Origin of the sequence: Caballeronia arvi (assembly GCF_001544695.2) — a bacterium.
Lineage (GTDB): Bacteria > Pseudomonadota > Gammaproteobacteria > Burkholderiales > Burkholderiaceae > Caballeronia > Caballeronia arvi.
In genome coordinates this window covers 34,160-60,170 of sequence record NZ_FCOM02000030.1, presented here as the reverse complement: position 1 = coordinate 60,170, position 26,011 = coordinate 34,160, and the positions used below count along the sequence as shown (strand labels likewise).

The 26,011-nt window shown below is 64.8% G+C and carries 22 protein-coding genes; 7 read left to right on the top strand and 15 right to left on the bottom strand.

Annotation, left to right across the window (positions count from 1 at the left end):
• Positions 1-18: 18 nt before the first annotated feature.
• From AWB74_RS26955 to mltG, 4 genes are read right to left on the bottom strand one after another with little or no spacing between them, the layout of a single operon-like run.
• A complete protein-coding gene (locus AWB74_RS26955) occupies positions 19-804 on the bottom strand; it encodes a TatD family hydrolase (protein WP_061149717.1) in 786 nt (261 codons plus the stop codon).
• 43 nt (positions 805-847) lie between these two features.
• Complete coding sequence (locus tag AWB74_RS26950; protein ID WP_061149716.1) at positions 848-1,885, bottom strand: DNA polymerase III subunit delta'; 1,038 nt, start codon at positions 1,883-1,885, stop codon at positions 848-850.
• 20 nt (positions 1,886-1,905) lie between these two features.
• Positions 1,906-2,526, bottom strand: coding sequence for a dTMP kinase (tmk, locus tag AWB74_RS26945; protein WP_061149715.1), 621 nt, complete (start codon positions 2,524-2,526; stop codon positions 1,906-1,908).
• On the bottom strand, positions 2,527-3,537 hold the full coding sequence (gene mltG / locus AWB74_RS26940; RefSeq protein WP_061149714.1) for an endolytic transglycosylase MltG: 1,011 nt from the start codon (positions 3,535-3,537) through the stop codon (positions 2,527-2,529). It lies immediately after the preceding gene.
• Positions 3,538-3,664: 127 nt separating this feature from the next.
• Between mltG and ygfZ the strand changes: the two genes are divergently transcribed.
• Entirely contained in the window at positions 3,665-4,651 is a 987-nt protein-coding gene (ygfZ, locus tag AWB74_RS26935; protein ID WP_061149713.1) for a CAF17-like 4Fe-4S cluster assembly/insertion protein YgfZ, read from the top strand.
• Between the two features lie 12 nt (positions 4,652-4,663).
• Positions 4,664-5,482, top strand: coding sequence for an NRDE family protein (locus tag AWB74_RS26930; protein ID WP_061149712.1), 819 nt, complete (start codon positions 4,664-4,666; stop codon positions 5,480-5,482).
• A gap of 4 nt (positions 5,483-5,486) precedes the next feature.
• On the opposite strand, the gene AWB74_RS26925 is transcribed toward AWB74_RS26930, so the two are convergent.
• The 9 genes from AWB74_RS26925 to AWB74_RS26885 all read right to left on the bottom strand — a co-directional run bounded on the left by AWB74_RS26925 (position 5,487) and on the right by AWB74_RS26885 (position 15,003).
• Positions 5,487-6,446: an alpha/beta hydrolase gene (locus tag AWB74_RS26925; RefSeq protein ID WP_061149746.1), complete on the bottom strand. Its 960-nt coding sequence runs from the start codon at positions 6,444-6,446 to the stop codon at positions 5,487-5,489.
• Between the two features lie 59 nt (positions 6,447-6,505).
• Complete coding sequence (locus AWB74_RS26920) at positions 6,506-7,366, bottom strand: SDR family oxidoreductase (RefSeq protein ID WP_061149711.1); 861 nt, start codon at positions 7,364-7,366, stop codon at positions 6,506-6,508.
• A gap of 17 nt (positions 7,367-7,383) precedes the next feature.
• Positions 7,384-8,388 carry an NADP-dependent oxidoreductase gene (locus tag AWB74_RS26915; RefSeq protein ID WP_061149710.1) on the bottom strand — a complete coding sequence of 335 codons (1,005 nt, stop codon included), beginning with the start codon at positions 8,386-8,388 and terminating at the stop codon, positions 7,384-7,386.
• Positions 8,389-8,416: 28 nt separating this feature from the next.
• Positions 8,417-8,896 carry a PaaI family thioesterase gene (locus tag AWB74_RS26910; RefSeq protein WP_061149745.1) on the bottom strand — a complete coding sequence of 160 codons (480 nt, stop codon included), beginning with the start codon at positions 8,894-8,896 and terminating at the stop codon, positions 8,417-8,419.
• A gap of 5 nt (positions 8,897-8,901) precedes the next feature.
• Complete coding sequence (locus tag AWB74_RS26905) at positions 8,902-9,204, bottom strand: Dabb family protein (protein WP_061149709.1); 303 nt, start codon at positions 9,202-9,204, stop codon at positions 8,902-8,904.
• A 60-nt stretch (positions 9,205-9,264) separates the two neighbouring features.
• Complete coding sequence (locus tag AWB74_RS26900) at positions 9,265-10,443, bottom strand: acetyl-CoA C-acyltransferase (protein WP_061149708.1); 1,179 nt, start codon at positions 10,441-10,443, stop codon at positions 9,265-9,267.
• Positions 10,440-11,081, bottom strand: coding sequence for a bifunctional nicotinamidase/pyrazinamidase (pncA, locus tag AWB74_RS26895; protein WP_061149707.1), 642 nt, complete (start codon positions 11,079-11,081; stop codon positions 10,440-10,442). Before pncA ends, AWB74_RS26900 begins: the two co-directional genes overlap by 4 nt.
• Position 11,082: 1 nt before the next feature.
• The gene (locus tag AWB74_RS26890) at positions 11,083-13,167 is read right to left on the bottom strand and encodes a 3-hydroxyacyl-CoA dehydrogenase NAD-binding domain-containing protein (RefSeq protein ID WP_061149706.1); all 2,085 of its coding nucleotides are present in this window, start codon (positions 13,165-13,167) and stop codon (positions 11,083-11,085) included.
• Positions 13,168-13,341: 174 nt separating this feature from the next.
• Positions 13,342-15,003, bottom strand: coding sequence for a 3-(methylthio)propionyl-CoA ligase (locus AWB74_RS26885; protein ID WP_061149705.1), 1,662 nt, complete (start codon positions 15,001-15,003; stop codon positions 13,342-13,344).
• Between the two features lie 105 nt (positions 15,004-15,108).
• Between AWB74_RS26885 and AWB74_RS26880 the strand changes: the two genes are divergently transcribed.
• The 5 genes from AWB74_RS26880 (at position 15,109) to AWB74_RS26860 (ending at position 19,011) form a co-directional block, all read left to right on the top strand.
• Positions 15,109-16,701 (top strand): protein adenylyltransferase SelO, encoded by a 1,593-nt coding sequence (locus AWB74_RS26880; protein ID WP_061149704.1) that lies wholly within the window; start codon positions 15,109-15,111, stop codon positions 16,699-16,701.
• Positions 16,702-16,750: 49 nt separating this feature from the next.
• Entirely contained in the window at positions 16,751-17,167 is a 417-nt protein-coding gene (gene msrB / locus AWB74_RS26875; RefSeq protein WP_061149703.1) for a peptide-methionine (R)-S-oxide reductase MsrB, read from the top strand.
• Positions 17,168-17,269: 102 nt separating this feature from the next.
• Entirely contained in the window at positions 17,270-17,806 is a 537-nt protein-coding gene (locus tag AWB74_RS26870; protein ID WP_061126469.1) for a septation protein A, read from the top strand.
• On the top strand, positions 17,803-18,120 hold the full coding sequence (locus AWB74_RS26865) for a BolA family protein (RefSeq protein WP_061149702.1): 318 nt from the start codon (positions 17,803-17,805) through the stop codon (positions 18,118-18,120). The genes AWB74_RS26870 and AWB74_RS26865 overlap by 4 nt, the downstream gene beginning before the upstream one ends.
• Positions 18,121-18,228: 108 nt before the next feature.
• Positions 18,229-19,011: a peptidylprolyl isomerase gene (locus AWB74_RS26860; protein ID WP_061149701.1), complete on the top strand. Its 783-nt coding sequence runs from the start codon at positions 18,229-18,231 to the stop codon at positions 19,009-19,011.
• A 64-nt stretch (positions 19,012-19,075) separates the two neighbouring features.
• On the opposite strand, the gene AWB74_RS26855 is transcribed toward AWB74_RS26860, so the two are convergent.
• Both AWB74_RS26855 and purL read right to left on the bottom strand, forming a co-directional pair.
• Complete coding sequence (locus AWB74_RS26855) at positions 19,076-21,577, bottom strand: family 20 glycosylhydrolase (protein WP_061149700.1); 2,502 nt, start codon at positions 21,575-21,577, stop codon at positions 19,076-19,078.
• 179 nt (positions 21,578-21,756) lie between these two features.
• Positions 21,757-25,788: a phosphoribosylformylglycinamidine synthase gene (gene purL / locus AWB74_RS26850; RefSeq protein WP_061149699.1), complete on the bottom strand. Its 4,032-nt coding sequence runs from the start codon at positions 25,786-25,788 to the stop codon at positions 21,757-21,759.
• Positions 25,789-26,011: the final 223 nt, after the last annotated feature.

Sequence of the window (26,011 nt, the reverse complement as noted above, 5' to 3'; positions counted from 1 at the left end):
GGCCGCCCGGGACGAACATCACGCCGGCCGCGCGATCTTGAAAAGCCGGAAAAAATTCTCGGTGGTCGCCTCGGCGACGGCCTCCTCCGGCTCTTCGCGCAACTGCGCGATGAAACGTCCGACATAGCTGACGTAAGCAGGTTCATTCGGCTTGCCGCGATACGGCACCGGCGCGAGATACGGCGAATCGGTTTCGATGAGCAGCCGCCCGATCGGCACGCGGCGCGCGACCTCGTGCACATCCTTCGCATTCTTGAACGTGACGATACCCGACAGCGAGATATGAAAGTTCTGCGCCAGCGCCTTCTCCGCGACGTCCCACGGCTCCGTGAAGCAGTGCATCACGCCGCCCGGCACGCCCGCGCGCTCCTCCTCCATGATGCGCAGCGTGTCTTCCGACGAAGAGCGCGTGTGGACGATGAGCGGTTTGCCAGCGATGTGCGCGGCGCGGATGTGCGTGCGAAAGCGTTCGCGTTGCCATTCCATGTCGGCGATGCTGCGCCCTTCCAGACGATAGTAGTCGAGCCCGGTTTCACCGATCGCGCACACCTTCGGATGCTTCGCCAGCTCGACGAGTTCCGCGACGCTCGGCTCACGCATGTCCTCGTGATCCGGATGCACGCCGACCGACGCATACACGTTCTCGTGCTTTTCTGCGATTTCGAGCACCGAGGGCAGCGTTTCCAGATCGACGGACACGCACAGCGCATGCGTGACCGCGTGCGCGCGCATGTTCTCGAGCACGTCGGGCAGACGGTCGGCGAGCCCTTCGAAGTTGATATGACAGTGTGAATCGACGAACATCCGGTGCTCCTTAATGCATGTCTTGCGGCGCGGTTCGCGGCGGTTAGGCGGAATAAATCCCGCGATAGCCGATGAACAGTTCCTCGAACACGAGGCGCGCATTCAGCGGATGGTTCTCCACCGCGCGCTGCCGCGTGACCGTTTTCATGTAGCGCGCGAGCGCCGCGGGGTCCGCGCTCTGCGCGCACCGGGCCAGCGACTTCGCCGCGCCGGGAAAATACCGCGGACGGCCCGCCGTTCGCTGCGCGAGCACATCGTAGAGCCAGCGCTGCAGCCAGCCGAGCACGAGCGGCACCGGCAGTTTCTGGAGATTCTCGCCGCACGCGAAGGCGTCGCAGTTCGGGCCGGCGGCGAGCTGCGCGAGCGTGAAATCGCGCAGCGCCCGGTTCTCGTCGTTCGCCAGCGCGAGTGCAGCAAGCGGCGCACCGCCCGCCTGCGCGAGCAGCCCCGCCGGATCGTCGACACCTTGCGACGCCAGCCACGCGCTCGCGTCTTCTGTCTGCGGCACGCTCATCGGCCATTGACGGCAGCGGCTGATGATCGTCGGCAATAACCGGTCGATGCGCGCCGACACCAGCAGGAACACGACGCCCGCGGGCGGCTCCTCCAGCGTCTTCAGAAGCGCATTGGCCGCCGCGATATTCAGCGCCTCGGCCGGATACAGCAGCACGACGCGCATCCCACCACGATGCGAGCCGACGCCGCAAAAATCCAGCAGCCCGCGCACCTGCTCGATCTTGATTTCCTTGCTGGGCGTGCGGGTCTTCTTGCTTTCGTCGCCGTCGGCTTTTTCGGCGGATGAATCGGCGTCAGCGCTGGCGGCGGCGAGGCCGGCGAGCGCTTCGGGCAGCACGGCGCGGTAATCGGGATGATTGCCCTGCGAAAACCATAGGCACGCCGCACAGGCGCCGCACGGCTCGCCGTTGGCAGCGGGCGTCTCGCACAGCAGTCCCTGCGCCAGATGCTGGGCGAACTGGAGCTTGCCGATGCCGGCTTCTCCGTGCAGCAACAGCGCATGCGGCCAGTGCGCGCGCAATTGCTGGAGACGCTGCCAGTCGTCGGTTTGCCAGGAATAGATCATCGGTTAGTTTCTAAATGAAATCAGAGGCTTGCAACCAGTTCCGCGAGCTTTTTGCGGATATCGTCGATGGGCCGTGTCGAATCGACGATGAAAAAGCGCTGCGGCGATTCCTCGGCGCGGCGCAAATATTCGCTGCGCGTGCGCTCGAAAAACGCTTCCGATTCGCTTTCGAACTTGTCCGGCGCGCGCGCCGCCGAGCGGCGTTCGCTCGCGGTGTCGGTCGGCACGTCGAAAAGCACGGTGAGATCCGGCTGAAAACCGCCCTGCACCCAGCGTTCCAGCGCTTCCAGCTTGTCGCGCGGCAGACCGCGGCCGCCGCCCTGATACGCGAAAGTCGCGTCCGTGAAACGGTCCGACAGCACCCAGTCGCCGCGCGAAAGCGCCGGTTCGATCACCTGCGCCAGATGCTCGCGGCGCGCGGCGAACATCAGCAGCGCTTCGGTTTCGAGATCCATCGGCTGATTCAGCAGGATGCCGCGCAGCGTTTCGCCGAGCGGCGTGCCGCCCGGTTCGCGCGTCGTCACGACGTCGTGTCCGGCCGGTTCGAGCTTTGCCGCGAGTTGCTGGCGGAACCAGTCGAGATGCGTGGTCTTGCCCGCGCCGTCGATGCCTTCGAACGTGATGAACTTGCCGCGCGCCATTCATTGACCCCGGATGTATTTGTCGACGGCCTTGTTGTGGTCGCCCAGATTGTCGGAAAAGATGCTGCTGCCGTCGCCGCGCGACACGAAATACAGCGCGTTGCTCGCGGCAGGATTGAGCGTGGCGTTCAATGCGGCCACGCCGGGCAGCGCGATCGGCGTCGGCGGCAGGCCCATGCGCGTGTAGGTATTGTACGGAGTGTCCGTCTGCAGGTCCTTTTTCTTCAGGCGACCGCCATAGGCCGGGCCGAGCCCGTAGATCACGGTCGGGTCGGTCTGAAGCGGCATGCCGATGCGCAGCCGGTTCGCGAACACCGCCGCGACGAGCGGCCGGTCCTGCGGACGCCCGGTCTCCTTCTCGACGATCGACGCCATGATGAGCGCCTCATAAGGCGTCTTGTAAGGCAGATTTTGCGCGCGCGTGTTCCACGCTTCGGTGAGCCGCGCCTGCATCAGCCGGTACGCACGCTTGTAGACGGTGAGATCGCTCGTGCCTTTGTCGAAGAGATAAGTGTCGGGGAAAAACAGGCCCTCGGCCGATGCCTTCTCCACTTCCGCCGCGCCGATTGCGCGCAGCAGGTCGATGTCGGTCATGCCCACGGTGTCGTGTTTGAGCGCGGGATTGCTGTCGAGCTCGCTGCGCATTTTCTGCAGCGTCCAGCCTTCGATGACGGTCGCGACGTACTCGTTCACGTCGCCGCGCGCGATTTTTTGCAGCACTTCGTAAGGTGTGACGCCGCTCTTGAAAGCGTAGTTGCCCGACTTCAACTGGGCGGAGAGGCCGAGCACGCGCGTCATCAGCACGAAAAGCTCCGGCTCGACGGGCACGCCGCCGCGGTTCAACTGGGCGCTCACGCTGCGCAGGCTGCTGTGAGGCTTGATGGTGACGTCGAGTTCGGGCGCCGGCAGTTGCATCGGGCGGTTGGCCCACCACCAGACGCCGCCCGCGACGGCCGCCGCGAGCATCGCGACGAACACCGCCGCCACGACGCATTTCTTCAGAAAGGACATGCGAAACACGCTTGAGATAAGACCAATATAATAACTTGCCGCCCGCGCCAGAGCCGCATTCCCCGGCCGGGGCCCACACGCCAGCATCGACAGCCGGATGACAGCCGGATTGACAACAGCCCACCTCATGAATTCCCAGACTACCGCCCTCGCCGCCTCAGACTTCGAATCCGTCAAGACCGCCGGCGCGTACATGCCGCTCACGCAGTTCGGCGTGATCGACGTGAAGGGCGAGGACGCCGCCGCCTTCCTGCACACGCAAATCACGAACGATGTCCAGCACCTGGATGCGTCGACGGCGCGTCTCGCAGGCTACTGCTCGCCGAAGGGCCGGCTGCTCGGCTCGTTCCTCATGTGGCGCACCGCCGACACCGTGCGTCTTCTGATCGCGCAGGACGTGCAGGCGGCCGTGCAAAAGCGTCTGTCGATGTTCGTGCTGCGCTCGAAGGCGAAGCTCAGCGACGCGACGCCCGAGATCGCTGCGGTCGGCTTCGCGGGCGACGTGCGCGCGGCGCTGTCCGGCATTTTCGATGCGCTGCCCGACGGCGTGCACGTGAAAGTCGAAGGCCCGCACGGCGCGCTGATTCGCGTGCCGGACGCGGCGCATCGGCCGCGCTTCCTGTGGGTCGGCCCGAAAGCCGATGTCGAAACGCAGCTCGCGAAGCTCGAAGGCAAGCTCGCGCGCGTGCCCGAGGCGATGTGGGACTGGCTCGACATTCACGCCGGCGAGCCTCGCATCACGCAAGCAACGGTCGAGCAGTTCGTTCCGCAAATGGTGAACTTCGACGTGCTCGGCGCCGTGAACTTCAAGAAGGGCTGCTATCCGGGTCAGGAGATCGTCGCGCGCAGCCAGTATCGCGGCACGATCAAGCGGCGCACGGCGCTCGCGCATGCCGATTCCGCGACGGCCGGCGCCGAGCTCTTCCATTCCGACGACCCCGGCCAGCCGTGCGGGCTCGTCGTCAACGTGGCGCCGGGCGAAGGCGGCGGCGTTGACTGTCTCGTGGAGGTCAAGCTCGCGGCGCTCGACAACGGCACGGTGCACGTCGGTTCCGCCGAGGGGCCTGCGCTCACTTTCGTGCCGCTGCCCTACGCTTTTCCCGCGGACGCTTGAGGATTTGCGCGCATGTGCCTGATCGTCTTCGACTGGCAGCCCGCGGCTTCGCAAGAGAACGGCCGCGCGTTGCTGACCCTGTCGGCCAATCGCGATGAATTCTTTCGCCGCGATGCCGAGCCGATGCACTGGTGGACCGATGCGCCCGGCGTCCTCGCGGGCCGCGATCTGACGGGCGGCGGGACGTGGCTCGGCGTCTCGCGCGATGGCCGCTTTGCGGCGTTGACGAACTATCGCGCACCGAGCGAGATGCGTCCGAACGCGCCGACGCGCGGCACGCTCGTGAGCGCGTTTCTCGCGGACGCACGCGTTGCGCCGATGGACTATCTGCGCGGCGTAGCGCGCGAAGGTCATCGTTATAACGGGTTCAACCTGCTGTGCGGCGATTTCACGCGGCGCGAACTCGGGTGGTACGGCAATCGCGCCGATACGCCGCCCGTTTTGCTCGATGCGGGCGTGCACGGCTTGTCCAACAGTTTGCTGAATACGCCGTGGCCGAAGCTCGTCGCGCAGCGCGAGGCCTTATGCGATCTGATTCACGCCGATGAACGGCCGTCGCTCGATGCGCTCATCGAAACGTTGCGCGATCCGAGCATCGCGAACGACGAGCATCTTCCTTCGACGGGCATCTCGATTGAGCGGGAACGCGTGCTGTCGGCGGCGTTCATCGAAACCACCGAATACGGAACGCGCAGTACCACGGCTTTGCGCGTGATGCCGGTGGCGGGCGGCTTGTCGCTGGAGATCAAGGAACGCAGCGACGACGATGGTTCGCATCGCATCGTGCGGCCGGGGGCGTTCGAGCGGGCGTTTGGGTTTGAGATCTGCTGATTCGCTACGCCGTCCCTAGTGCCTTCCGCAGTGTCCTCACCGCATCCTCATGCGCCTGCGCGACTTCCGGCACGAACCCGCCCATCTTGAAGAACTCGTGAATCATGCCTTCATAGCGCATGAGCGTGACCGGCACGCCCGCCTTCTCGAGCACTGAAGCAAACGCGATGTCCTCGTCGAAAAGCGGATCGTGGTCCGCCGCCGCGATCCACGCGGGTGCGATGTTCGCGAAGTCGGGCACTCCGCCCGCCGCATCGAGCGGTGCGAAGCGCCAGTCGTCGCGGTCGCGATCATCGCGCAGATATTGTTCGAAGAACCATTGAATCGTCTCGCCGGACAGCAGATATCCGTCCGCGAGCCGCGCGTGCGACGCGCTCTTCTGCCATGCGCTCGTGCCCGGATAGATCAGCAGCTGCAGCCGCAAGCCGATACCCGCGTCGCGCGCGAGCACCGCGCACACGATCGCGAGCGTGCCGCCCGCACTGTCGCCGCCGATGGCCAACCGCGCCGGATCGATGCCGAACGTCGGCGCTTCGCGCGTGAGCCAGACGAGCGCGTCGAACGCGTCGTGGACCGCGACGGGAAACTTGTGTTCCGGCGCCAGCCGGTAATCGACCGATACGACCGCGCAGCCCGCATCGTGCGCGAGCTTGCGGCACAGCGCGTCATGCGTCGAGACGCTGCCTACCGTAAAGCCGCCACCGTGAAAATAGAGCAGTCCCGCGGAAGGCTCGGCCCAGCCCGGCTCGACCGGATGATAAATACGAACGCCGATCGTTTCGCCATCGCGCGCGGGGATGCGCAGGTCTTCGACGCTGAACATCGGCAGCGGCGCGATATCGAGAATCTGCGCGCTCATCGCATACGCGGCGCGCGCCTGCTGTGGCGTGAGCGTGTGATACGGCGGGCGATTGGCGCGCGCGACCATCTCCAGAATTTGCGCGATCTTGGGATTGAGCGGCATCGGCGGAAAAAGCGTCAAAAGGGTCACGATGATGCCATGAACGGCGCCACGTCAGTCCTTCAGCCCGGACGTTTTAGCGACATCGGATCGGTGGGCGTGCGCAGTTGCGCGATGTCGTCGAGCCGCAGTTGCACCGATGACATGATGTGCGGATGCGTGATGACGTAGAAACGCCCTTCGCGCACCGCATCGAATGTGGCTTCGGCGATGTCGCGCGCCGCGAGCTTGCCGCCCTCCACCGCTCGCGTCAGCTGCCGCGCCGCGAGCTTTTGCGACGCGGTGTAAGGCGTATCGTTGGCGAGCGCCTCGGGCCGCGAGCGTTCGGCATCCGCAATGCCCGTCGGCACGAACGCGGGGCACAGCAGCGATACCCCGATGAACGACGCGCCCGCGAGCCGCAAGTCGTGATGAAGCGTTTCGGTCATCGCGACGACCGCGTGTTTCGACGCGTTGTAGACGCCCATCGCGGGCGCCGCGAGCAGGCCCGCCACCGACGCCGTATTGACGATATGCGCCGGCTCCTTCTGATCGAGCATGATCGGCACGAATGCGCGCAAACCGTTCGCGACGCCCATCACGTTTACGCCGAACACCCATTGCCAGTCGTTCGCGCTGTTTTCCCAGACGAAGCCGCCCGCGCCGACGCCCGCGTTGTTGAAGAGCAGATGCACGCCGCCGAACGTATCGAGCGTGGCGCGAGCGAGCGCGTCGACTTGTGCGCTATCGGACACGTCGGTCGTGACGCCGATTGCATCGCCGCCCGCCGCGCGCACCGCGCCGACGGTCGCGGCGAGCGCGGCGGTATCGAGATCGGCGAGCACGAGCTTCATGCCGAGCGCCGCGCCCTCTTTCGCGAACTCGCGCCCGAACCCGCTGCCCGCGCCCGTGATGACGGCGACCTTGTCTTCAAAGCGATCCACGTTCGGTCCCTTGCGAATTAAACGAGCTTCACTAGCTGCTTGCCGAAGTTCTTCCCGCGCAACAGGCCGAGAAATGCTTCGGGCGCGTTTTCGAGCCCTTCCGTGATGCTCTCGCGAAAATGAAGCTTCTTCGTCGCGATGCGCTCGCCGAGTTCCTTCAGCGCCCGCGGCCATATATCGAGATGCTCGTAGACGATGAAGCCCTGCAGCTTGAGCCGCTGCGTCAGGATGAGCCGGGGCGCGTCCATCGGCAAGGGCTTGCCGTCGTAGCCGGAGATCATCCCGCACACCGCGACGCGCCCGAACGCGTTCATGCGCGCGAGCACGGCATTCAGCACTTCGCCGCCGACGTTCTCGAAATAACCGTCGACGCCATCGGGTGTCGCGGCTTTCAAGTCTTCGTAGAGCTTGCCCGCCTTGTAGTCGACGCACGCATCGAAGCCGAGCGTCTCGACGACATAGCGGCACTTCTCCGCGCCGCCCGCGATGCCCACCGCACGGCAGCCCGCCGCCTTCGCCAGTTGCCCGACGACGCTGCCCACCGCACCGCTCGCCGCCGACACGACGACCGTCTCGCCCGCCTTAGGCTCGATGATGCCGTTGAGCCCGTACCACGCCGTGACGCCCGGCATGCCGACCGCGCCGAGATACGCGGAAAGCGGCGCGCGCGACGTGTCGACCTTGTTCAGCCCTTTGCCATCGGAGGTGCCGAACTCCTGCCAGCCGGACATCCCGACGACGTTATCGCCCGCCTTGAACGCCGCATTGCGCGACTCGCTCACGACGCCCGCGGTGCCGCCAATCATCACTTCATCGAGCGGCTGCGGCGCGGCGTACGACTTGGCGTCGTCCATGCGGCCGCGCATGTACGGATCGAGCGACAGATAGTGATTGCGCACGCGCACTTCGCCATCCTGAAGCGGCGCGAGCGGCGTCTCGACGAGCTTGAAATTAGATACCGACGCCTCGCCTTGCGGTCGCGAGACGAGCAAAATCTGACGGTTGATCTGTGCGTCTGCCATGCGGATTCTCCTTGGAGACAATGCGGAATCAGGCGTCGCTCGGTCCGGGCGTCGCCTTCGGATCGGAACGCATCTTCTGTTTGACGATGTCGCGCCCAACCGCGAGGCGCTTCATGTACTTGAACGTGCCGAGCGCCTTCGCGACGAAATGGCCTTCGCTGTCGCGAATCTCGCCTTCGCAATAGGCCATCGTCGTCGAGCGATGCAGCACGCGGCCTAAACCGCGCAGCTCGCCGCGCCCCGGCTGCATGAAGTTCACTTTCATTTCGACGGTGACGACGCCGATGCCATCGCCCGCGATACTGCGCGCGGCGAGCGCGAGCGCGCTGTCGAGCAGTGTCATCGTGACGCCGCCGTGCGCGATGCCCCACGTGTTCATGTGCTCGTCGCGAAGCGGCATGCGCACTTCGCTTTCGCCGTCTTTCGCCTTGACGAGCTCGACGCCGAGCGCATCGATGAACGGGCTTTCGATGGACACGCCGCCTGCCGACGATTCGGAAGAGGACATCGCGCTCACACTTCGTAATCGACGCACTGACGTTCTTCGCGGATCGCCGCGACGAAGTCCTTCAGCGCCTGATGTTTCGGATGGACCTGATACGCGTCGAGCGCGGCTTTGTCATCGAAATCGGAGACGAGCACGACGTCATACGTGCAGTCGAAACCCGGTTGCGCGGTGCCGACTTCGAAATGCCCCTGACCCTTCACGATGCTGCGGCAGGTTTCGAGCTTCGCCTTGAGCTTCTGCGCGTTTTCCGCACGGCTCGCGCCCTCGGCGTTGTCCTTCAGCTTCCACATGACGATGTGACGTAGCACAGCGACTCCTTCATTGCGATGAATCCCGAAGGTTAGCAAAAATCATCGGGCAGCAAATGCTCACACGATTTCGAACAGTCCCGCCGCGCCCTGCCCGCCGCCGATGCACATCGTGACCACGACGAACTTCGCGCCGCGCCGCTTGCCTTCGATGAGCGCATGTCCCGTCAGACGCGCGCCCGACACCCCGTACGGATGCCCGACCGCGATCGCGCCGCCGTTCACGTTGAGCTTGTCGTCGGGAATGCCCAGCTTGTCGCGGCAATAGAGCACCTGCACGGCGAAAGCCTCGTTCAGTTCCCACAGGTCGATATCGTCGACGCGCAGGCCTGCGCGCCGCAACAGCTTCGGCACAGCGAACACCGGACCGATGCCCATCTCGTCCGGCTGGCAGCCCGCGACCGCGAAGCCGCGGAAGATGCCGAGCGGCTGCAGGCCTTCCTTCTCGGCGAGCGTCGCGTTCATCACGACGCACGCCGACGCGCCATCGGAGAACTGGCTCGCGTTGCCCGCCGTGACGACGCCGCCCGGCGGCGCGGTGCGAATCTTCGACACGCCTTCGAGCGTCGTGTCGGCGCGGATGCCTTCGTCGGCGGCGAGCGTGACTTCCTGCGTGAACATGCGTCCCGTCGACTTGTCGGCGAGACCGGCCAGCACGGTGATCGGCACGATTTCATCGTCGAACTTGCCCGCGGCCTGTGCTGCCGCCGCGCGCTGTTGCGAGCGCACGCCGTAGGCGTCCTGCCGTTCCTTCGATATCTCGTAGCGCCGCGCGACGTTCTCCGCCGTCTGCAGCATCGACCAGTAGATCGAAGGCTTGTGCTGCTTCAGCCAGCCCTCGGTGAGCATATGGCGATTCATCTCGTTCTGCACGCACGAGATCGATTCGACGCCGCCCGCGACGAACACATCGCCCTCGCCCGTCATCACGCGCTGCGCGGCAAGCGCGATCGTCTGCAGACCCGACGAGCAGAAGCGGTTCACCGTCATGCCGGGCACGGAGACCGGCAAGCCGGCGCGCAAGGCGATCTGCCGCGCGATGTTCATGCCCGTCGCGCCTTCAGGATTCGCGCAGCCCATGATGACGTCCTCGACGCGCGCCGGATCGAGTCCCGCGCGCTCGACGACGGCTTTCGTCACATGGCCGCCGAGCGTCGCGCCGTGCGTCATGTTCAGCGCGCCGCGCCAGGACTTGGCGAGCGCGGTGCGCGCCGTCGATACGATGACTGCATCGGTCATGTCGTCTCCCTTTCCTTCAGTATGTCTTCCGACTTCACGCGCTTCACGCCCGCGGCCTGCATGTCTCGCCAGGCCTGATCGAGCGAGCCGTTCAGGTCGATCGCGCGGCACGCGTCTTCGATCACGTTGACTTCGAAGCCCGCGGCGCGCGCATCGAGCGCGGACCAGGCGACGCAATAATCGGTCGCGAGTCCCGCGAGCCATACACGCGTTGCGCCGACATCGCGCAGATAACCTCCGAGGCCGGTCGGCGTCGCGCGATCGGCTTCGAGAAACGCCGAATAACTGTCGACGCGCTCGTGATGGCCCTTGCGCACGACGAGCCGCGCATGCGGCACATGCAGCTTGCGATGCAGCGCCGAGCCTTCGGTGTCCTGCACGCAATGCACCGGCCACAACACCTGTTCGCCGTAAGGCAGCGTCATCGTCTCGAACGGCTTGCGGCCTGCGTGATTCGCGGCGAACGACACATGCGAGCGCGGATGCCAGTCCTGCGTCAACACGACATGCGAGAACGCCCGCGCCAGGCGATTGATGACGGGCACGATCTCATTGCCACGCGCGACGGCGAGCGCCCCGCCCGGCATGAAGTCGTTCTGCACATCGACGACGAGGAGTACATCTTCGACAGGTTTCATCTCAGTCATTGAAGCGCCCATTCGATTTCGCCAGTTCGGTCACGCGCGCGGACAACTGCCACGCGTCGCCGTTGGCCTGCTTCGCGTACTTGCGGATCGCGCGTTCGACGTTGTAGAGGCCGATGCTGTCCGCATAGAGCATCGGCCCGCCGCGCCAGAGCGGAAAGCCGTAGCCCGTCAGATAGACCATGTCGATATCCGACGCCTTCGCGGCGATGCCTTCATCGAGAATCTTCGCGCCTTCGTTTACGAGCGACAGCACGAGACGCGCGACGATTTCGTCATCGTCGATCCTGCGCCGCTCGATGCCACTCTCCTTCGAATACGCGACGATCATCGCGTCGACGCTTTGCGATGGCAGCGCGTCGCGCTTGCCTGTCTGATAGTCGTACCAGCCCGCACCGGTCTTCTGCCCGAAGCGGCCCGTCTCGCACAGACGATCCGCGATGCGCGAATAGTGCAGCTCGGGCTGCTCGCGATAACGGCGCTTGCGAATCGCCCAGCCGATATCGTTGCCCGCGAGATCGCTCATGCGGAACGGGCCCATCGCGAAGCCGAATTTTTCGATCGCGCGATCGATCTGCGCGGGCAGCGCACCTTCTTCGAGCATGAAAAGCGCCTGGCGAATGTACTGCTCGATCATCCGGTTGCCGATGAAGCCGTCGCACACGCCCGACACCACGGCTGTCTTGCGGATCTTTTTCGCGAGCTGCATGACGGTCGCGAGGACGTCCTTTTCGGTCTTCTCGCCGCGCACGACTTCGAGCAGCTTCATCACGTTGGCGGGACTGAAGAAGTGCATGCCGATGACGTCGCCCGGGCGCAACGTGTACGACGCGATTTTGTTCAAGTCGAGCGTCGATGTATTGGATGCGAGGATCGCGCCGGGTTTGGCGATTTCATCGAGACGGCGGAACACCTGTTCCTTTACGCTCAGATCCTCGAACACGGCTTCGATGATGAGGTCGGCTTGTGCGAGCGCATCGTAGCTGAGCGTGGGCTGAATCAGCGCCATGCGCTCTTCCACTTTCTCCTGCGTGAGCTTGCCCTTTCTGACCTGTGCTTCGTAGTTGGCGCGCATCGTGGCGAGGCCGCGGTCAAGCGCCTCCTGCTTCGTTTCGAGCAGCGTGACGGGCAGGCCCGCGTTGAGGAAGTTCATCGCGATGCCGCCGCCCATCGTGCCCGCGCCGACGACGCCCACGCGCTCGATCTTTCTGACCGGCGTGCCGGACGGCACATCGGCGATCTTGCCCGCCGCGCGTTCGCCGAAAAACGCATGACGCAGCGCGCGGCTTTCCGGTGTCTGCACGAGCGAGAGAAAGCATTCGCGCTCGAACGCGAGGCCGCGCTCGAAACCTTCCTTCACGCCCTTTTCGATCGCATCGATACATTTATGCGGCGCCGGAAAATGCTTCGCCACAGCCGCGACGCCGTTCCTCGCGAACTGAATGAAGCCTTCGGGGTTCGGATGTTCGATGGCGCGATCGCGGACCTTCGGATGCGCGCCGCCGCGGTCGGCGGCCTGGCTGGCGAGCGACAGCGCGGCTTCGAGCAGATCGCCTTGCGCGAGTTCGTCGAAAAGCCCGGTATGCGCGAGCTTCTCCGACGGCACGGGCGTGCCCGACACGATCATGTTCAGCGCCGCTTCCAGTCCGACCACGCGTGGCAGGCGTTGCGTGCCGCCCGCGCCGGGCAAAAGACCGAGCTTCACTTCCGGCAGCGCGATCTGCGCGCCGGGCGCGGCGATCCGGTAATGCGCGCCGAGCGCGAGCTCCAGACCGCCGCCCATCGCGACGGCGTGGATCGCCGCGACGATCGGCTTCGCGCTGGCTTCGAGCGTCTTGATCACGGTGGTGAGCGTGGGCTCCTGCGTGGCCTTCGGCGTGTTGAATTCGGTGATGTCCGCGCCGCCCGAAAATGCCTTGCCCGCGCCGATGATGACGATGGCGCGCACGCTCGCATCGTCGTTCGCGCGCTCGATGCCTTCGACGATGCCGAGGCGCGTCGAATACCCGAGCCCGTTGACGGGCGGATTGTCGAGCGTGATGACGGCGACGCCGCCGCGGATCGTGTAGTCCACTGCCATGAACGTGTCTCCTGTCGACCGGATAACGGATCGATTGTGGGCGATCGGTCCAGAATACACAAAAAAGAACGATCGTTCAATTAAGATGATTGCGCGGCGAGAATGGCCAAAAGAGCGCGAAAGCCCCGGCTCCGCGCGCGCGGACCGGGGCTTTTCTGAGGCGGCAGAACCAGCCTAAACGGAATTTTCGGCCGCGCCCGGCAGCACATACTCCCTATATTGCTCGCGCAGCCGCACTTTCTGCAGCTTGCCCGTCGCGGTATGCGGCAACTCGTCGGCGAACACGACATCGTCGGGAATCCACCACTTCGCGACCTTGCCTTCGAAATGCGCAAGCAGTTCCTCGCGCGTGAGCGTCGCGTCCGGCTTCAGAACCGCGACGATCAACGGCCGCTCCGTCCACTTCGGATGCGCGCACGCGATGCACGCCGCTTCCGCCACTTGCGGATGCGACACCGCGATGTTCTCCAGATCGATCGAGCTGATCCATTCGCCGCCGGACTTGATCACGTCCTTGCTGCGATCGGTGATCTGCATGAAGCCGTCCTGATCGATGGTCGCGACATCGCCCGTCGGGAACCAGCCGTCGACGAGCGGCGAGTCGTCGCGACGGAAATAGCGGTCGATGACCCACGGGCCGCGCACATACAGATCGCCGAAAGACTTGCCGTCCCAGGGCAGCTCGCGGCCGTCGTCGCCGACCACTTTCATGTCGACGCCGAAGATCGCATGGCCCTGCTTTTCGAGCGAGTGACGCTGCGCGTCGAGCGGACGCTGCTTCTGCCTGAAAGAGAGACGCGACAGCGTGCCGAGCGGCGACATCTCCGTCATGCCCCACGCGTGGATCACCTGCACGCCGTAGTCTTCCTCGAAAATGCGCAGCATCGCGGGCGGGCACGCGGAGCCGCCGATCACCGTGCGCTTCAACGTCGAAAAGCGCGCGTCGTGCTGCTTCATGTGGTTGAGCAGGCCCATCCAGACGGTCGGCACGCCCGCCGAATACGTGACGCCCTCAGTTTCCATCAACTCGTAGAGCGACTTGCCGTCGAGGTCCTTGCCCGGAAACACGAGCTTCGCGCCGACGAGCGGCGCCGCGTGCGGAATGCCCCACGCATTGACATGGAACATCGGCACGACGGGCAGGATCGCATCGCTCGATGACGCGCCCATCGCATCGGGCAGCGCCGCACCGTACGCGTGCAGCACCGTCGAGCGATGCGAGTACAGCGCGCCCTTCGGATTGCCCGTCGTCCCGGACGTGTAACAGAGAAACGAGGCCTGACGCTCGTCGAGCATCGGCCATTCATAATCGCCGTCGTGCGCGCCGATGAGCGTCTCGTAGCTCATCATCGGCACGCTCGTGTTGGACGACAACTGCTCTTCGATGCACGCGGCATCGCCGAGCGCGATCCAGCCTTTCACGTTCGGGCATTGCGGCGCGACGATCTCGACGAGCGGACCGAAAGTCATGTCGAAGAAGACGTAGGCGTCGTCGGCGTGATCGATGATGAACGCGATCTGATCGGGAAAGAGCCGTGGGTTGATCGTGTGGCACACGGCGCCCATGCCGGAGATGCCGTAATAGCACTCCAGATGCCGGTAGCCGTTCCACGCGAGCGTGGCGATGCGCTCGCCCTGTTCCACGCCGAGCGCGCTCAAAGCCTGCGCAAGCTGCTTCGCGCGCTTCTCGCAATCGCGATAGGTATAACGGTGGATATCGCCTTCGATACGGCGCGAAACGATTTCGTTGTCGCCGAAGTGGCGCGAAGCATGGGACAGCAGGGACGACGCGAGCAGCGGTACTTCCATCATCTGGCCGTAGAGCGGCGACGTCATAGGCAATGTCCTCGGATGGGTCTGTAGCTTGCAATCGATGCGAGCCGGGCTCTGCAGGCCCGCGGACGCGGAATTACAATATCGTTTAACTCAGAGGCGCTCAACATGTCGTTTTCCCCAAGCAATGCCGTGCGCGCGGCGCGCGACGAGACGCCCGCCGACGCGCGTTCCGTCAACGAAATCGCCAGCGCGATCCGCGTCGGTCTGCCCGGTTCGTTCGCCGCGCTCGGCACCGCTTTCCTGACCCGTCTGCCCGCCGCGCCCGTCGCCGATCCCTATCTCGTCGGGCTTTCGCGCGAGATGGCCGAATCGCTCGGCTTCGATCCCGACATCGCCACGGGCCCCGAAAAGAACGCATTCGCCGCGTACTTCGCGGGCAATCCGACGCGCGACTGGCCGAGCGATGCGCTGCCCTATGCCGCCGTGTATTCGGGGCACCAGTTCGGCGTATGGGCGGGCCAACTGGGCGACGGCCGCGCGCTCACGCTCGGCGAGGCAGAGCGCGATGGCGCGCGCCTCGAAGTGCAACTGAAGGGCGCGGGACGCACGCCCTATTCGCGCATGGGCGACGGCCGCGCGGTGTTGCGTTCGTCGATTCGCGAGTTTCTCTGCTCGGAGGCGATGCACCATCTGGGCATCCCGACGACGCGCGCGCTCGCCGTCATCGGCGCGGATATGCCGGTGCGTCGCGAGACCATCGAAACGGCCGCGATCGTCACGCGGGTCGCGCCGAGCTTCGTGCGCTTCGGGCACTTCGAGCATTTCTATTCGAACGATCGCGTCGACGATTTGCGGAAGCTCGCCGATCACGTGATCGACCGCTTTTATCCGCATTGCAAAGAGGCCGACGATCCGTATCTGGCGCTGCTCGATGAAGCCGTGCGCTCGACTGCCGACCTGATGGCGCAGTGGCAAGGCGTCGGCTTTTGCCACGGCGTGATGAACACCGACAACATGTCGATCCTCGGTCTCACGATCGACTACGGCCCGTTCGGCTTCATGGACGCGTTCAACGCCCATCACGTCTGCAATCACTCGGATACGCAGGGACGGTATTCCTACGGCCGCCAGCCGCAGGTCGCCTACTGGAACCTCTTCTGTCTCGCGCAGGCGCTCGTGCCGCTCTTCGGCGGCAATCTCCCGGAAGAAGGCCGCGCCGAGCGCATTGTCGAAGAAGCGCAGAAGGTCCTCGAACGCTATAAGGACCGGTTCGGCCCCGCGCTCGTCGCGACGATGCGCGCGAAGCTCGGCCTGGATATCGAGCGCGAAGGCGACGACAAGCTCGCCAACGGGCTCTTCGAAATCATGCACGCGAATCGCGCGGACTTCACGCTCACGTTCCGGAAGCTGTCGAAGCTCTCGAAATCCGACGCGAGCCGCGATGCGCCCGTGCGCGATCTCTTCCTCGACCGCGCCGCATTCGATGCGTGGGCCGTGCAGTATCGCGAACGTCTCGCGCACGAACCGCGCGACGACGCCGCACGCGCCGCGGCGATGAATCGCGTGAATCCGAAATACGTGCTGCGCAATCATCTGGCGGAACAGGCGATCCGCCGGGCGAACGAGAAGGATTTTTCGGAAGTGGCGCGTCTTCTCGACGTGCTGCGCCGCCCTTATGACGAGCAGCCGGAAAACGAGGCGTATGCCGGTCTGCCGCCCGACTGGGCGGGCGAACTCGAAGTGAGTTGTTCTTCGTAGCATCGCCCTCATATACAAGGCCTTCCCGGCCAGACCCAAGGAACGACTGATGAGCACAGACGACACCCCGAAGAGCTACCCGCTGCAAAAAGACGACGCTTCGTATCGCCGTGAGCTCGACGACATGCAGTATCAGGTCACGCGCCACGCCGTGACCGAGCGCCCGTTCACCGGCAAATACTGGGATCACAAGGAGCTCGGCGTCTACGAGTGCGTGTGTTGCGGCACGCCGCTTTTCGAGTCGGACACCAAATTCGACGCCGGCTGCGGCTGGCCGAGCTATTTCAAGCCGATCAACGGCGAAGTGATCCAGGAAAAGACCGACCGGTCGCACGGCATGTTGCGCATCGAAGTGCTGTGCAACAACTGCGGCGCGCACCTCGGCCACGTTTTCGAGGACGGCCCCGCCCCGACCGGGTTGCGGTATTGCATCAACTCGGCTGCGCTACAATTCGAATCCAAGTAAGCGCGAGCCGTGCATTTCGTCGTACCGGCGCCCGCCGCTTCTCGCGGGCGCTTTTCTTCGCGCGCCTCGCCTTCATCCGATGCCCATCTCGTCCGGACGCCAATGAAATTTCTGTTCGATCTGTTTCCGATCATTCTCTTTTTCGTCGCATTCAAGGTCTGGGGCATTTACACCGCGACGGCCGTCGCGATCGCGGCGACGCTCGTGCAGATCGCCTGGGTCGCGTTCCGGCATCGCAAGGTCGATCCGATGCTGTGGGTGAGTCTCGGCGTGGTCGTCGTGTTCGGCGGCGCGACGCTCGTGCTGCACAACGACACCTTCATCAAATGGAAGCCGACCGCGCTCTACTGGCTCTTCGCGTTCGCGCTGATCGTCGCGCATCTCGGCTTCAGAAAGAATCTGATCGAAGCGATGATGGGCAAGCAGATCGTGCTGCCGCATCGCGTGTGGGGACAACTGAACGTTGCGTGGGCGGTGTTCTTCGCGCTGCTCGGCATCGTGAATCTTTTCGTCGCGTATAACTTCACGACGGATCAGTGGGTCAACTTCAAGCTGTTCGGCGCGACGGGCTGTCTCGTCCTGTTCATTGTCGCGCAGAGCTTCTGGCTTGCAAAATACATGAAGGAGGACGGGCAATGAGCGGATCATCCTTCGATTTCATGAGCGCATCGGCGGCGGACAAGATCGCGCATCTCGAGGCGCGACTGAACGCGGCGCTCAAACCCCATTCCGTGCATATCGACGACGACAGCGCCGCGCACGCGGGCCATGCGGGCGCGGCATCGGGCAGCCATTACACGGTGACGATCGTCGCCGATTGCTTTGCCGGCAAGGCGCGCGTAGGGCGGCATCGACTGGTGTATGATGCGCTGGCCGAGGAAATGCAGCGCGGCGTGCACGCGCTCGCGATCCGGGCTTACACGCCGCAGGAGTTCGCAGAACAATTCGAATAAACGCGCGGCTCGTGTTTCATCCCGTGTTAAGTCCCGCGTTTTCGTCCATTATCTTGCCTCTTGAATCTCGCCTGAGAAGGCGTCAGTTTGCTCAGTTAGGAACCTCCGATGACTTTGAAAAAAACCCGCGTCTGGGTGTTGCTGGCTGCATTCGCGGCTGCGCCCGCATTTGCGCAAAACATCGCCGTCGTGAACGGCACGCCGATTCCGACGTCACGCGCCGATGCGCTCGTGAAGCAGCTCGTGGCGCAAGGTCAGCAGGATTCGCCGCAGCTTCAGCAAGCGGTGCGCGAGGAACTCATCAACCGCGAAATCCTGATGCAGGAAGCCGCGCGTGAAGGCATCGCGACGCGTCCCGACGTGAAGGCGCAGATCGCGGTGGCGCAGCAGACCGTCGTGCTGCGCGCGCTGATCGAAGACTTCGTGAAGAAGAACACGCCGACCGACGCCGAAATCAAGGCGCGCTATGACCAGCTCGTGAAGCAGAACGGCGGCGGCAAGGAACTGCATCTGCATCACATCCTCGTCGACAACGAAGCGCAGGCGAAGGATCTGATCGCGAAGATCAAGGGCGGCGCGAGCTTCGAAGATCTCGCCAAGCAATATTCGAAGGACCCGGGATCGGGCAAGAACGGCGGCGATCTGGACTGGTCGTCGCCTTCGGCTTATGTGCCGGAGTTCGGCGCGGCCGCCGAGAAGCTCAAGAAGGGTGAAGTGACGCCCGAGCCGGTGAAGACGCAGTTCGGCTATCACGTCATCCGCATGGACGATTCGCGCGAGATCGCCCCGCCGCCGTTCGATCAGGTGAAGGCGCAGATCGCGCAGCAGATTCAGCAGGAGAAGCTGCAGACGTTCGAGGAAGGGTTGCGCAGCAAGGCAGTGATCAAGTAACTTTTCGCTGCTACCGGAGTTCAGGCAAAGCCGCCCTCGGGCGGCTTTGCCTTTTAATGCGCGCTCAACTGCCCGCGCCCTCACGCATCACGGCTCCCGCGCGCTTGAGCTTCGCCGACTCGCGGTTCTGCACGACGCTCGTGAACTGCGCCCAGTCCTGCGCGAGCGCGGCTTTATCGACCTTATCGGTATCGCCGAGCTTGTAGCGCTCGCCTTCCCGATAAGGCCGCTCCCACGCCGCCCTATGCCATGCGCGTTCCGCGAGCGCCAAAAGACGCGGATACACCATGTATTCGAACTGCTGGTCCGTGCGCATGACCTCCGCCCAGGCCTGTCCCTGAATGCCTTCGATATGCGGCGCCGGACCCGCGCTCGTCACCTCGAACGGCTTGCCGTCGCGATCGGCCATGATCTCCGCGTTCTGCGGCAGGTTGTCCGGTGCGAGCGAGAAGGTCTTGAAGCTGTCCGTGCCATGCGAGCCCCAGTAATAGCCACGTTCGTGCTGATCGAACGAATACGGGAAGTCGAAGTACAGATAGTCCGGCAGCGCGAGCACCGTCTTGTAGCCCTGACTGCTCAACGTCTGCACGGTGTCCGACGCGCCCCAGAAAATCGTGTCCCACATCGTCACCATCGTGCTCGACGTCGCGAAATCCTGCGGCCCGCTCGCGTGCTTGATGCCGTCCTGCCACGCGGCCATCGTGCCGATGCCGTTGTTGCGCACGATCTGACTCACCTGGCGCGCGAACATCGACGGCAATTCGTCGACGGAAGCCGCCTTGCCCGATGCAATCAGCGCCGCGCATTGCGGCGAGCGGCCCCACGGCTTGTCCTGCGCCGCGAGATTGACGTGACCCTTGCCGGCGTCCGTGCCGTCGAGCGGCTGAAAGCCCGCGCCGAGCAGGATGTTCTTCGCTTCGTCGCCGCCGAAGTGCCACACGGAGAGCGGTGCGCCGGCGTCGCGATGCATCGCCGCGATCTCGCCGATGACCTTCGACGCGAAGCGCTGCGCGCCGTCCGCGCACGGATTGATGAAGCTGCGGCGATCGTAGAACTGAACCGTGGTCGCATTCGACGTATCGGCCGGATCGAGCAGACGGTACGCGTTCGCGGCCGCCTTGTCGCCCTGCGCAATCAGACGTTGATAACGCGCTTCCATCGATACGACCGCGGCGCGCGCATGTCCGGGCATGTCGATCTCCGGAACGATCTCAACGAAGCGATCCGCCGCATAGCGCGCCAGCGCGACATAATCGGCGCGGCTCAGATAGCCGCCTCCCGAGCGATTGTCCGGCCCCGAGCCGAGCTGCGGCACGAGGCACCGCGTTTCGGTGAGATCGTGGCAACGTTTCGCGCCGATATCGGTGAGCTCCGGCAAGCCGGGAATCTCGATACGCCAGCCTTCGTCGTCCGAAAGATGCAGATGCAAGCGGTTCAGCTTGTACGCGCCCATCTGGTCGATCAGACTGCGCAGCGTCGCGGGCTGGCGGAAGTTGCGCGCGACATCGACGTGCATGCCGCGATGCGTATAGCGCGGCGCGTCTTCGATGGTCATCGCGGGCACGCTGCCGCCGCCTGCTGGCGCGAGCGACAGGAGCGTCTGCACGCCGTAGAAAAGCCCTGCGGCATCGAAGGCGTCGATGTTGACGCCGTCTTGCGCGATCGTCAGCCGATAGCCACCGGAGCGCGCGATATCCGCCGGCAGCGCTCCTCCTGTGATCCGCCCGTTCACGCGCACGGCCGCGCCGCCGAGCCCGAGCGTCGCCGCGCGCGATGCCAGCGCCGCGATCTGCGACGACGTCAATCCGGACAACGACAGGTCGATGCCCCCGACCTGCACCGCGCCCTCGCCCGCCGACGAGCGCAGCACGGCTGGCAACGCGCGTGCCGCAGTCTGTTGCGCCGACGGCAACGCGGCCTCCGCGCGGGCGCGCTGCACTTGCGCGGGCGTCGCGGCGAATGCGGCTGCGTCGTCCGCGATCGGCGGAATACGGTCGACGTAGCGGGTTTCGTCGTCGGTGTCGTTGTGTTTGAGAATCGCGGGTGTCGCGTTGCCATCGGCGACGACATAGGAACGCGGTAACAGATCGCTGTAGCGCTGATACCAGTACTCGCCGACGAACGGCACCTCGACGCGCTCGCCTGCTCCCAGCGTGAACGCGCCAGCGCGCGGTGTGAGCGCATAAAGATCGCCCGTGATGTGTTTCCACGCGAACGCCGGATGCTCGACCATCAGGATGCGCCGGATGCTGTGCACATACAGCGTCCAGCCGCCGGCGGCGAGCGCGCGTGAGCCGGCGTTCTCCAGAATCAGCTTGCCGCGTGCGCAACTGGCCCAGTCTGCACCGAGGTCCGCGCAGTTCGTGCCGGATTTCGCGGCATCGTTGGCGTCGATCACGACGCGCACCATCAGGTTATCGCCGAGCGCGGCCGCACGCGCCGCTGGCGACAGATTGGCCGAGCCCGAATCCGAGCTATCGCCGCACGCCACCAGAAAACTCGACGTCGCGACAATCATCGTCGATAAAGTTAGCTTGACTAAGTAATTTGACAACAGTTGCTTCATGTCTCCTCCGGATACTGCCGCGGATCGCGGCGTGCCGTCGACTATACCCGCAACTTACAGCTGCATTATTTTGGGATACTTGCCATTCAACAACATCGAAATGGCCTGCGCAAAACAAGACGCCCCGAAGTTTTCACTTCGGGGCGTCCGCATGGCGCGATCAACCGCGATGAGCGCGATCAGCCGAGGAAACGTCGCGCGTTCTGGAATACGCGCAGCCACGGGCTGCCGTCTGTGGTCCAGTCGTCGGGCGTCCAACTCATCTGCACGTTGCGATGCACGCGCTCCATGTGCGGCATCAGCACCGTGAAGCGGCCATCGGGCGTGGTCACCGACGTGATGCCTTGCGGCGAGCCGTTCGGATTGAACGGATACTGCTCCGTCGCATTGCCGCGATGATCGACGTAGCGCATCGCAACGAGCGCCTTCGCCTGATCGCCCTGTTGCGAGAAGTCCGCGAAGCCTTCGCCGTGCGCGACCGCGACCGGAATGCGCGAGCCTTCCATGCCGGCGAAGAAGATCGACGGCGAGCTCTGCACCTCGACGAGCGAGAAGCGCGCCTCGAACTGCTCGGACTTGTTGCGCGTGAACTTCGGCCAGTTTTCCGCGCCGGGAATGATCGACGCCAGGCTCGACAGCATCTGGCAGCCGTTGCAGATGCCGAGCGCGAAGGTGTCGGCGCGTCCGAAGAAGGCGGCGAACATGTCGGCGAGTTGCGCGTTGAAGCGGATGGTCTTGGCCCAGCCTTCGCCCGCGCCCAGCACGTCGCCATACGAGAAGCCGCCGCACGCGACCGCACCCGCGAAATCGGCGAGCGTCGCGCGGCCTTCGAGCAGGTCGCTCATGTGGACATCGTGCGCGTCGAAGCCGGCGCGGTCGAACGCGTAAGCCGTTTCCAGATGCGAATTCACGCCCTGTTCACGCAGGATCGCGACGCGCGGACGCTGGTTCGTCGCAATGAACGGCGCGGCGACGTCTTCGGCTGGATCGAACGTCAGCACGGGCGAAATGCCGGGATCGGCCGCGTCGAGCAGCGCGTCGTATTCGGCATCCGCGCATGCGGGGTTGTCGCGCAGACGCGCGATGCGCCAGCTCACCTCGCTCCAGGCGCGATGCAGATCGACGCGCGGCGCATCGAAAATCTTCTTCGCGTCGCGATAAATCTCGATCGCGCCGCTCTCGTTCGTCTTGCCGATCACATGCGAGCACGCCGACAGGCCGTGTTCGCGCAGCGCGCCCAGCACCGCATCGCGGTCCGCGGCGCGCACCTGAACCACCGCGCCGAGTTCTTCGGAGAACAGCGCGCGCATCGTGCGGTCCTCGCGACGGCCGCTGGTCTGCTTCGCCCAGTCCTTCGCGTCGCCGTAATCGGATTCGTGCTCGGCGTCGAGCGTCAGCATGTCGACGTTCAGCGACACGCCCACGTGACCCGCGAACGCCATTTCGCACACGGTCGCCCAGAGGCCGCCGTCGGAGCGGTCGTGGTACGCGAGCAGCTTGCCATCGGCGTTGAGCGATTGAATCGCGGCGAAGAAGCGCTTCAGGTCTTCGGGATCGTCGACGTCGGGCACCGCGTCGCCGACCTGCTGCGTCACTTGCGCGAGGATGCTGCCGCCCATGCGATTGCGTCCGCGGCCGAGATCGATCGCGATCAGCACCGTGTTCGTGTCATGGGCCAGTTGCGGCGTCAGATGACGGCGCACGTCCTCGACCGGCGCGAACGCGCTGATGATGAGCGACACCGGCGACACGACTTCCTTCGCGACACCGTCCTGCCACTTGGTGCGCATCGACAGCGAATCCTTGCCGACCGGAATGCTGATGCCGAGCGCCGGGCACAGCTCCATGCCGATCGCCTGCACCGTGTCATACAGCGCGGCATCTTCGCCCGCGCTGCCGCACGCGGCCATCCAGTTCGCCGAGAGCTTCAGCTTGTTCAACGATTCGATCGGCGCGGACGCGATGTTCGTCACCGCTTCGCCCACCGCCATGCGGCCGGACGCCGGCGCATCGATGACGGCGAGCGGCGTGCGCTCGGCCATCGTCATCGCTTCGCCGCGGAATCCGGCGTAATCCATCGTCGTCACCGCGCAATCCGCGACGGGCACTTGCCACGGCCCGACGAACTGGTCGCGCGCAGTCGTGCCGCCGACCGAACGGTCGCCGATCGTGATGAGGAAGGACTTGCTCGCGACCGTCGGATGCTTCAGCACATCGACGGCGACTTCGGACAGCGCCAGGCCCGTCACGTCGACGGCTTCGAAGCGCGCTGCTTCGCGCTTCACGTCGCGATGCATCTTGGGCGGCTTGCCGAGCAGCACGTCCATCGGCATGTCGACAGGTTCCTGGCCTTCGTTGGCTTCGTCGATCAGCTTCAGCTGGCGTTCTTCGGTCGCGACGCCAACCACGGCGACCGGGCAGCGCTCGCGCTCGCAGATCGCCTGGAACGCGGGCAGATCAGCGGGCGAAATCGCCAGCACGTAACGCTCTTGCGCTTCGTTCGACCAGATCTCGCGCGGCGACAGACCGCTCTCTTCGAGCTGCACCTTGCGTAGTTCGAAGCGCGCGCCCTTGCCCGCACCGTCGACGAGTTCCGGGAACGCGTTCGAAATGCCGCCCGCGCCGACGTCGTGAATCGACAGGATCGGATTGTCCTCGCCCATCTGCCAGCACGTATTGATGACTTCCTGCGCGCGGCGCTGGATTTCCGGATTGCCGCGCTGAACCGAATCGAAGTCGAGTTCGGCGGTGTTCGCGCCGGTCGCCATCGACGACGCCGCGCCACCGCCCATGCCGATGCGCATGCCCGGCCCGCCGATCTGGATCAGCAGCGTGCCCGCGGGCAGATCGAGCTTGTGCGTGTGCTGATCCGAAATATTGCCGATACCGCCCGCGATCATGATCGGCTTGTGATAGCCGCGCACGCGCCCCGCGACGTTCTGCTCGAAGGTGCGGAAATAGCCGCCGAGGTTCGGGCGGCCGAATTCGTTGTTGAAGGCTGCCGCGCCGATCGGCCCGTCGATCATGATCTGCAGCGGCGATGCGATGCGCTCCGGGCGTCCGTACGGCTCGTGCTTGTCGGCCGGATTGCGCGACGCGAGCGGCACGGCGGAATCGCGTGCGTTTTCCCATTTCTCGCGCGCATCCGGCAGATCGAGGTTCGACACCGTGAAGCCCGCGAGACCGGCCTTCGGACGCGCGCCGCGGCCCGTCGCGCCTTCGTCGCGGATTTCGCCGCCGGAGCCGGTCGCCGCGCCCGCAAACGGCGCAATCGCGGTCGGGTGATTGTGCGTTTCGACCTTCATCAGCGTGTGCGTGAGTTCCACCCGACGCTGATACTGCTCGTCCGTGCCGCGCGGGAACCAGCGCTCGGCGACGCCGCCCTGCATGATCGCCGAATTATCCGAATACGCGACGATCGTGCCCGCGTGATTCAGCTTTTCCGTATTGCGGATCATTGCAAACAGCGACATGTCCTGCTTTTCGCCGTCGATGGTCCATTCGCCGTTGAAAATCTTGTGGCGGCAGTGCTCGCTGTTCGCCTGCGCGAACATCATCAATTCGACGTCGGTCGGGTTGCGCTTCAGGCTTTCGAACGCGTTCACCAGATAGTCGATCTCGTCATCCGCGAGCGCGAGGCCGAGCTCCGTGTTCGCCGCTTCGAGCGCCTTGCGGCCCACGCCGATGATATCGACGGTCTGCAAGGGTTTCGCGGGCAGTTCATCGAAGAGATGCAGCGCAGAATCGCGCGATGCCGCGACGCTTTCGGTCATGCGGTCGTGCAAGGCCTCCGCGACGGCCGCGCGCGCTTCGTCCGACAGCGCCTTCTTGCCGCCCAGAAAACCGCTTTTCATGACGACCGAATACTCGACGCCGCGCTCGATGCGCCGCACTTTCCCGAGCCCGCAGTGATGCGCGATATCGGTCGCCTTGCTCGCCCACGGCGAGATGGTGCCGAAGCGCGGCACGACCATGAAGGTCTCGACATGACCGCGCTCTTTCGATTCCTCGAACGGCGCGCCGTAGTGCATCAGCGCGTCGATGCGGCTCGTGTCGTCGTCCGTGAGCGGTTCGGTCGCGTTGACGAAATGCAGGAACTGGCCGCGCACGCCGACGATATTCGCGTCGATGCGGGCGAGCTTTTCGAGAAGGCGGGTCTGACGGAAATCGGAGAGGGCCGAAGCGCCGGGGAAACACGAGAAGTGGGCCATTGTGACGGTGCGTCGATGACGTCTGTGTGCCGCTCGCGCGACGCTCGGTCGCTTTGCAAATCCAAAATTCGCAAATTCGGATTCGAGCACGCAATGCGGCGTGAGGCGAAAGGAAGACCGCGATTATAACCCGGATGCGCGTCTCGAAATCGGGCCGGGCGCTCCGCCCGGGCGCGGCGCGGCGGCAGCCGTGCGCCGCGCGACACGCCGTCGCGCATCCCGA

Excerpts from the sequence above, each read along its gene's own strand:
- AWB74_RS26925 (WP_061149746.1), bottom strand. The coding sequence starts at position 6,446 with ATGCCGCTCAATCCCAAGATCGCGCAAATTCTGGAGATGGTCGCGCGC.
- pncA (WP_061149707.1), bottom strand. The coding sequence starts at position 11,081 with ATGAAACCTGTCGAAGATGTACTCCTCGTCGTCGATGTGCAGAACGAC.
- AWB74_RS26900 (WP_061149708.1), bottom strand. The coding sequence starts at position 10,443 with ATGACCGATGCAGTCATCGTATCGACGGCGCGCACCGCGCTCGCCAAG.
- AWB74_RS26930 (WP_061149712.1), top strand. The coding sequence starts at position 4,664 with ATGTGCCTGATCGTCTTCGACTGGCAGCCCGCGGCTTCGCAAGAGAAC.
- AWB74_RS26870 (WP_061126469.1), top strand. The coding sequence starts at position 17,270 with ATGAAATTTCTGTTCGATCTGTTTCCGATCATTCTCTTTTTCGTCGCA.
- AWB74_RS26880 (WP_061149704.1), top strand. The coding sequence starts at position 15,109 with ATGTCGTTTTCCCCAAGCAATGCCGTGCGCGCGGCGCGCGACGAGACG.
- AWB74_RS26855 (WP_061149700.1), bottom strand. The coding sequence starts at position 21,577 with ATGAAGCAACTGTTGTCAAATTACTTAGTCAAGCTAACTTTATCGACG.
- tmk (WP_061149715.1), bottom strand. The coding sequence starts at position 2,526 with ATGGCGCGCGGCAAGTTCATCACGTTCGAAGGCATCGACGGCGCGGGC.
- AWB74_RS26955 (WP_061149717.1), bottom strand. The coding sequence starts at position 804 with ATGTTCGTCGATTCACACTGTCATATCAACTTCGAAGGGCTCGCCGAC.
- AWB74_RS26865 (WP_061149702.1), top strand. The coding sequence starts at position 17,803 with ATGAGCGGATCATCCTTCGATTTCATGAGCGCATCGGCGGCGGACAAG.
- ygfZ (WP_061149713.1), top strand. The coding sequence starts at position 3,665 with ATGAATTCCCAGACTACCGCCCTCGCCGCCTCAGACTTCGAATCCGTC.
- AWB74_RS26950 (WP_061149716.1), bottom strand. The coding sequence starts at position 1,885 with ATGATCTATTCCTGGCAAACCGACGACTGGCAGCGTCTCCAGCAATTG.
- AWB74_RS26885 (WP_061149705.1), bottom strand. The coding sequence starts at position 15,003 with ATGACGTCGCCGCTCTACGGCCAGATGATGGAAGTACCGCTGCTCGCG.
- msrB (WP_061149703.1), top strand. The coding sequence starts at position 16,751 with ATGAGCACAGACGACACCCCGAAGAGCTACCCGCTGCAAAAAGACGAC.
- AWB74_RS26890 (WP_061149706.1), bottom strand. The coding sequence starts at position 13,167 with ATGGCAGTGGACTACACGATCCGCGGCGGCGTCGCCGTCATCACGCTC.
- mltG (WP_061149714.1), bottom strand. The coding sequence starts at position 3,537 with ATGTCCTTTCTGAAGAAATGCGTCGTGGCGGCGGTGTTCGTCGCGATG.
- AWB74_RS26860 (WP_061149701.1), top strand. The coding sequence starts at position 18,229 with ATGACTTTGAAAAAAACCCGCGTCTGGGTGTTGCTGGCTGCATTCGCG.
- AWB74_RS26910 (WP_061149745.1), bottom strand. The coding sequence starts at position 8,896 with ATGTCCTCTTCCGAATCGTCGGCAGGCGGCGTGTCCATCGAAAGCCCG.
- purL (WP_061149699.1), bottom strand. The coding sequence starts at position 25,788 with ATGGCCCACTTCTCGTGTTTCCCCGGCGCTTCGGCCCTCTCCGATTTC.
- AWB74_RS26915 (WP_061149710.1), bottom strand. The coding sequence starts at position 8,388 with ATGGCAGACGCACAGATCAACCGTCAGATTTTGCTCGTCTCGCGACCG.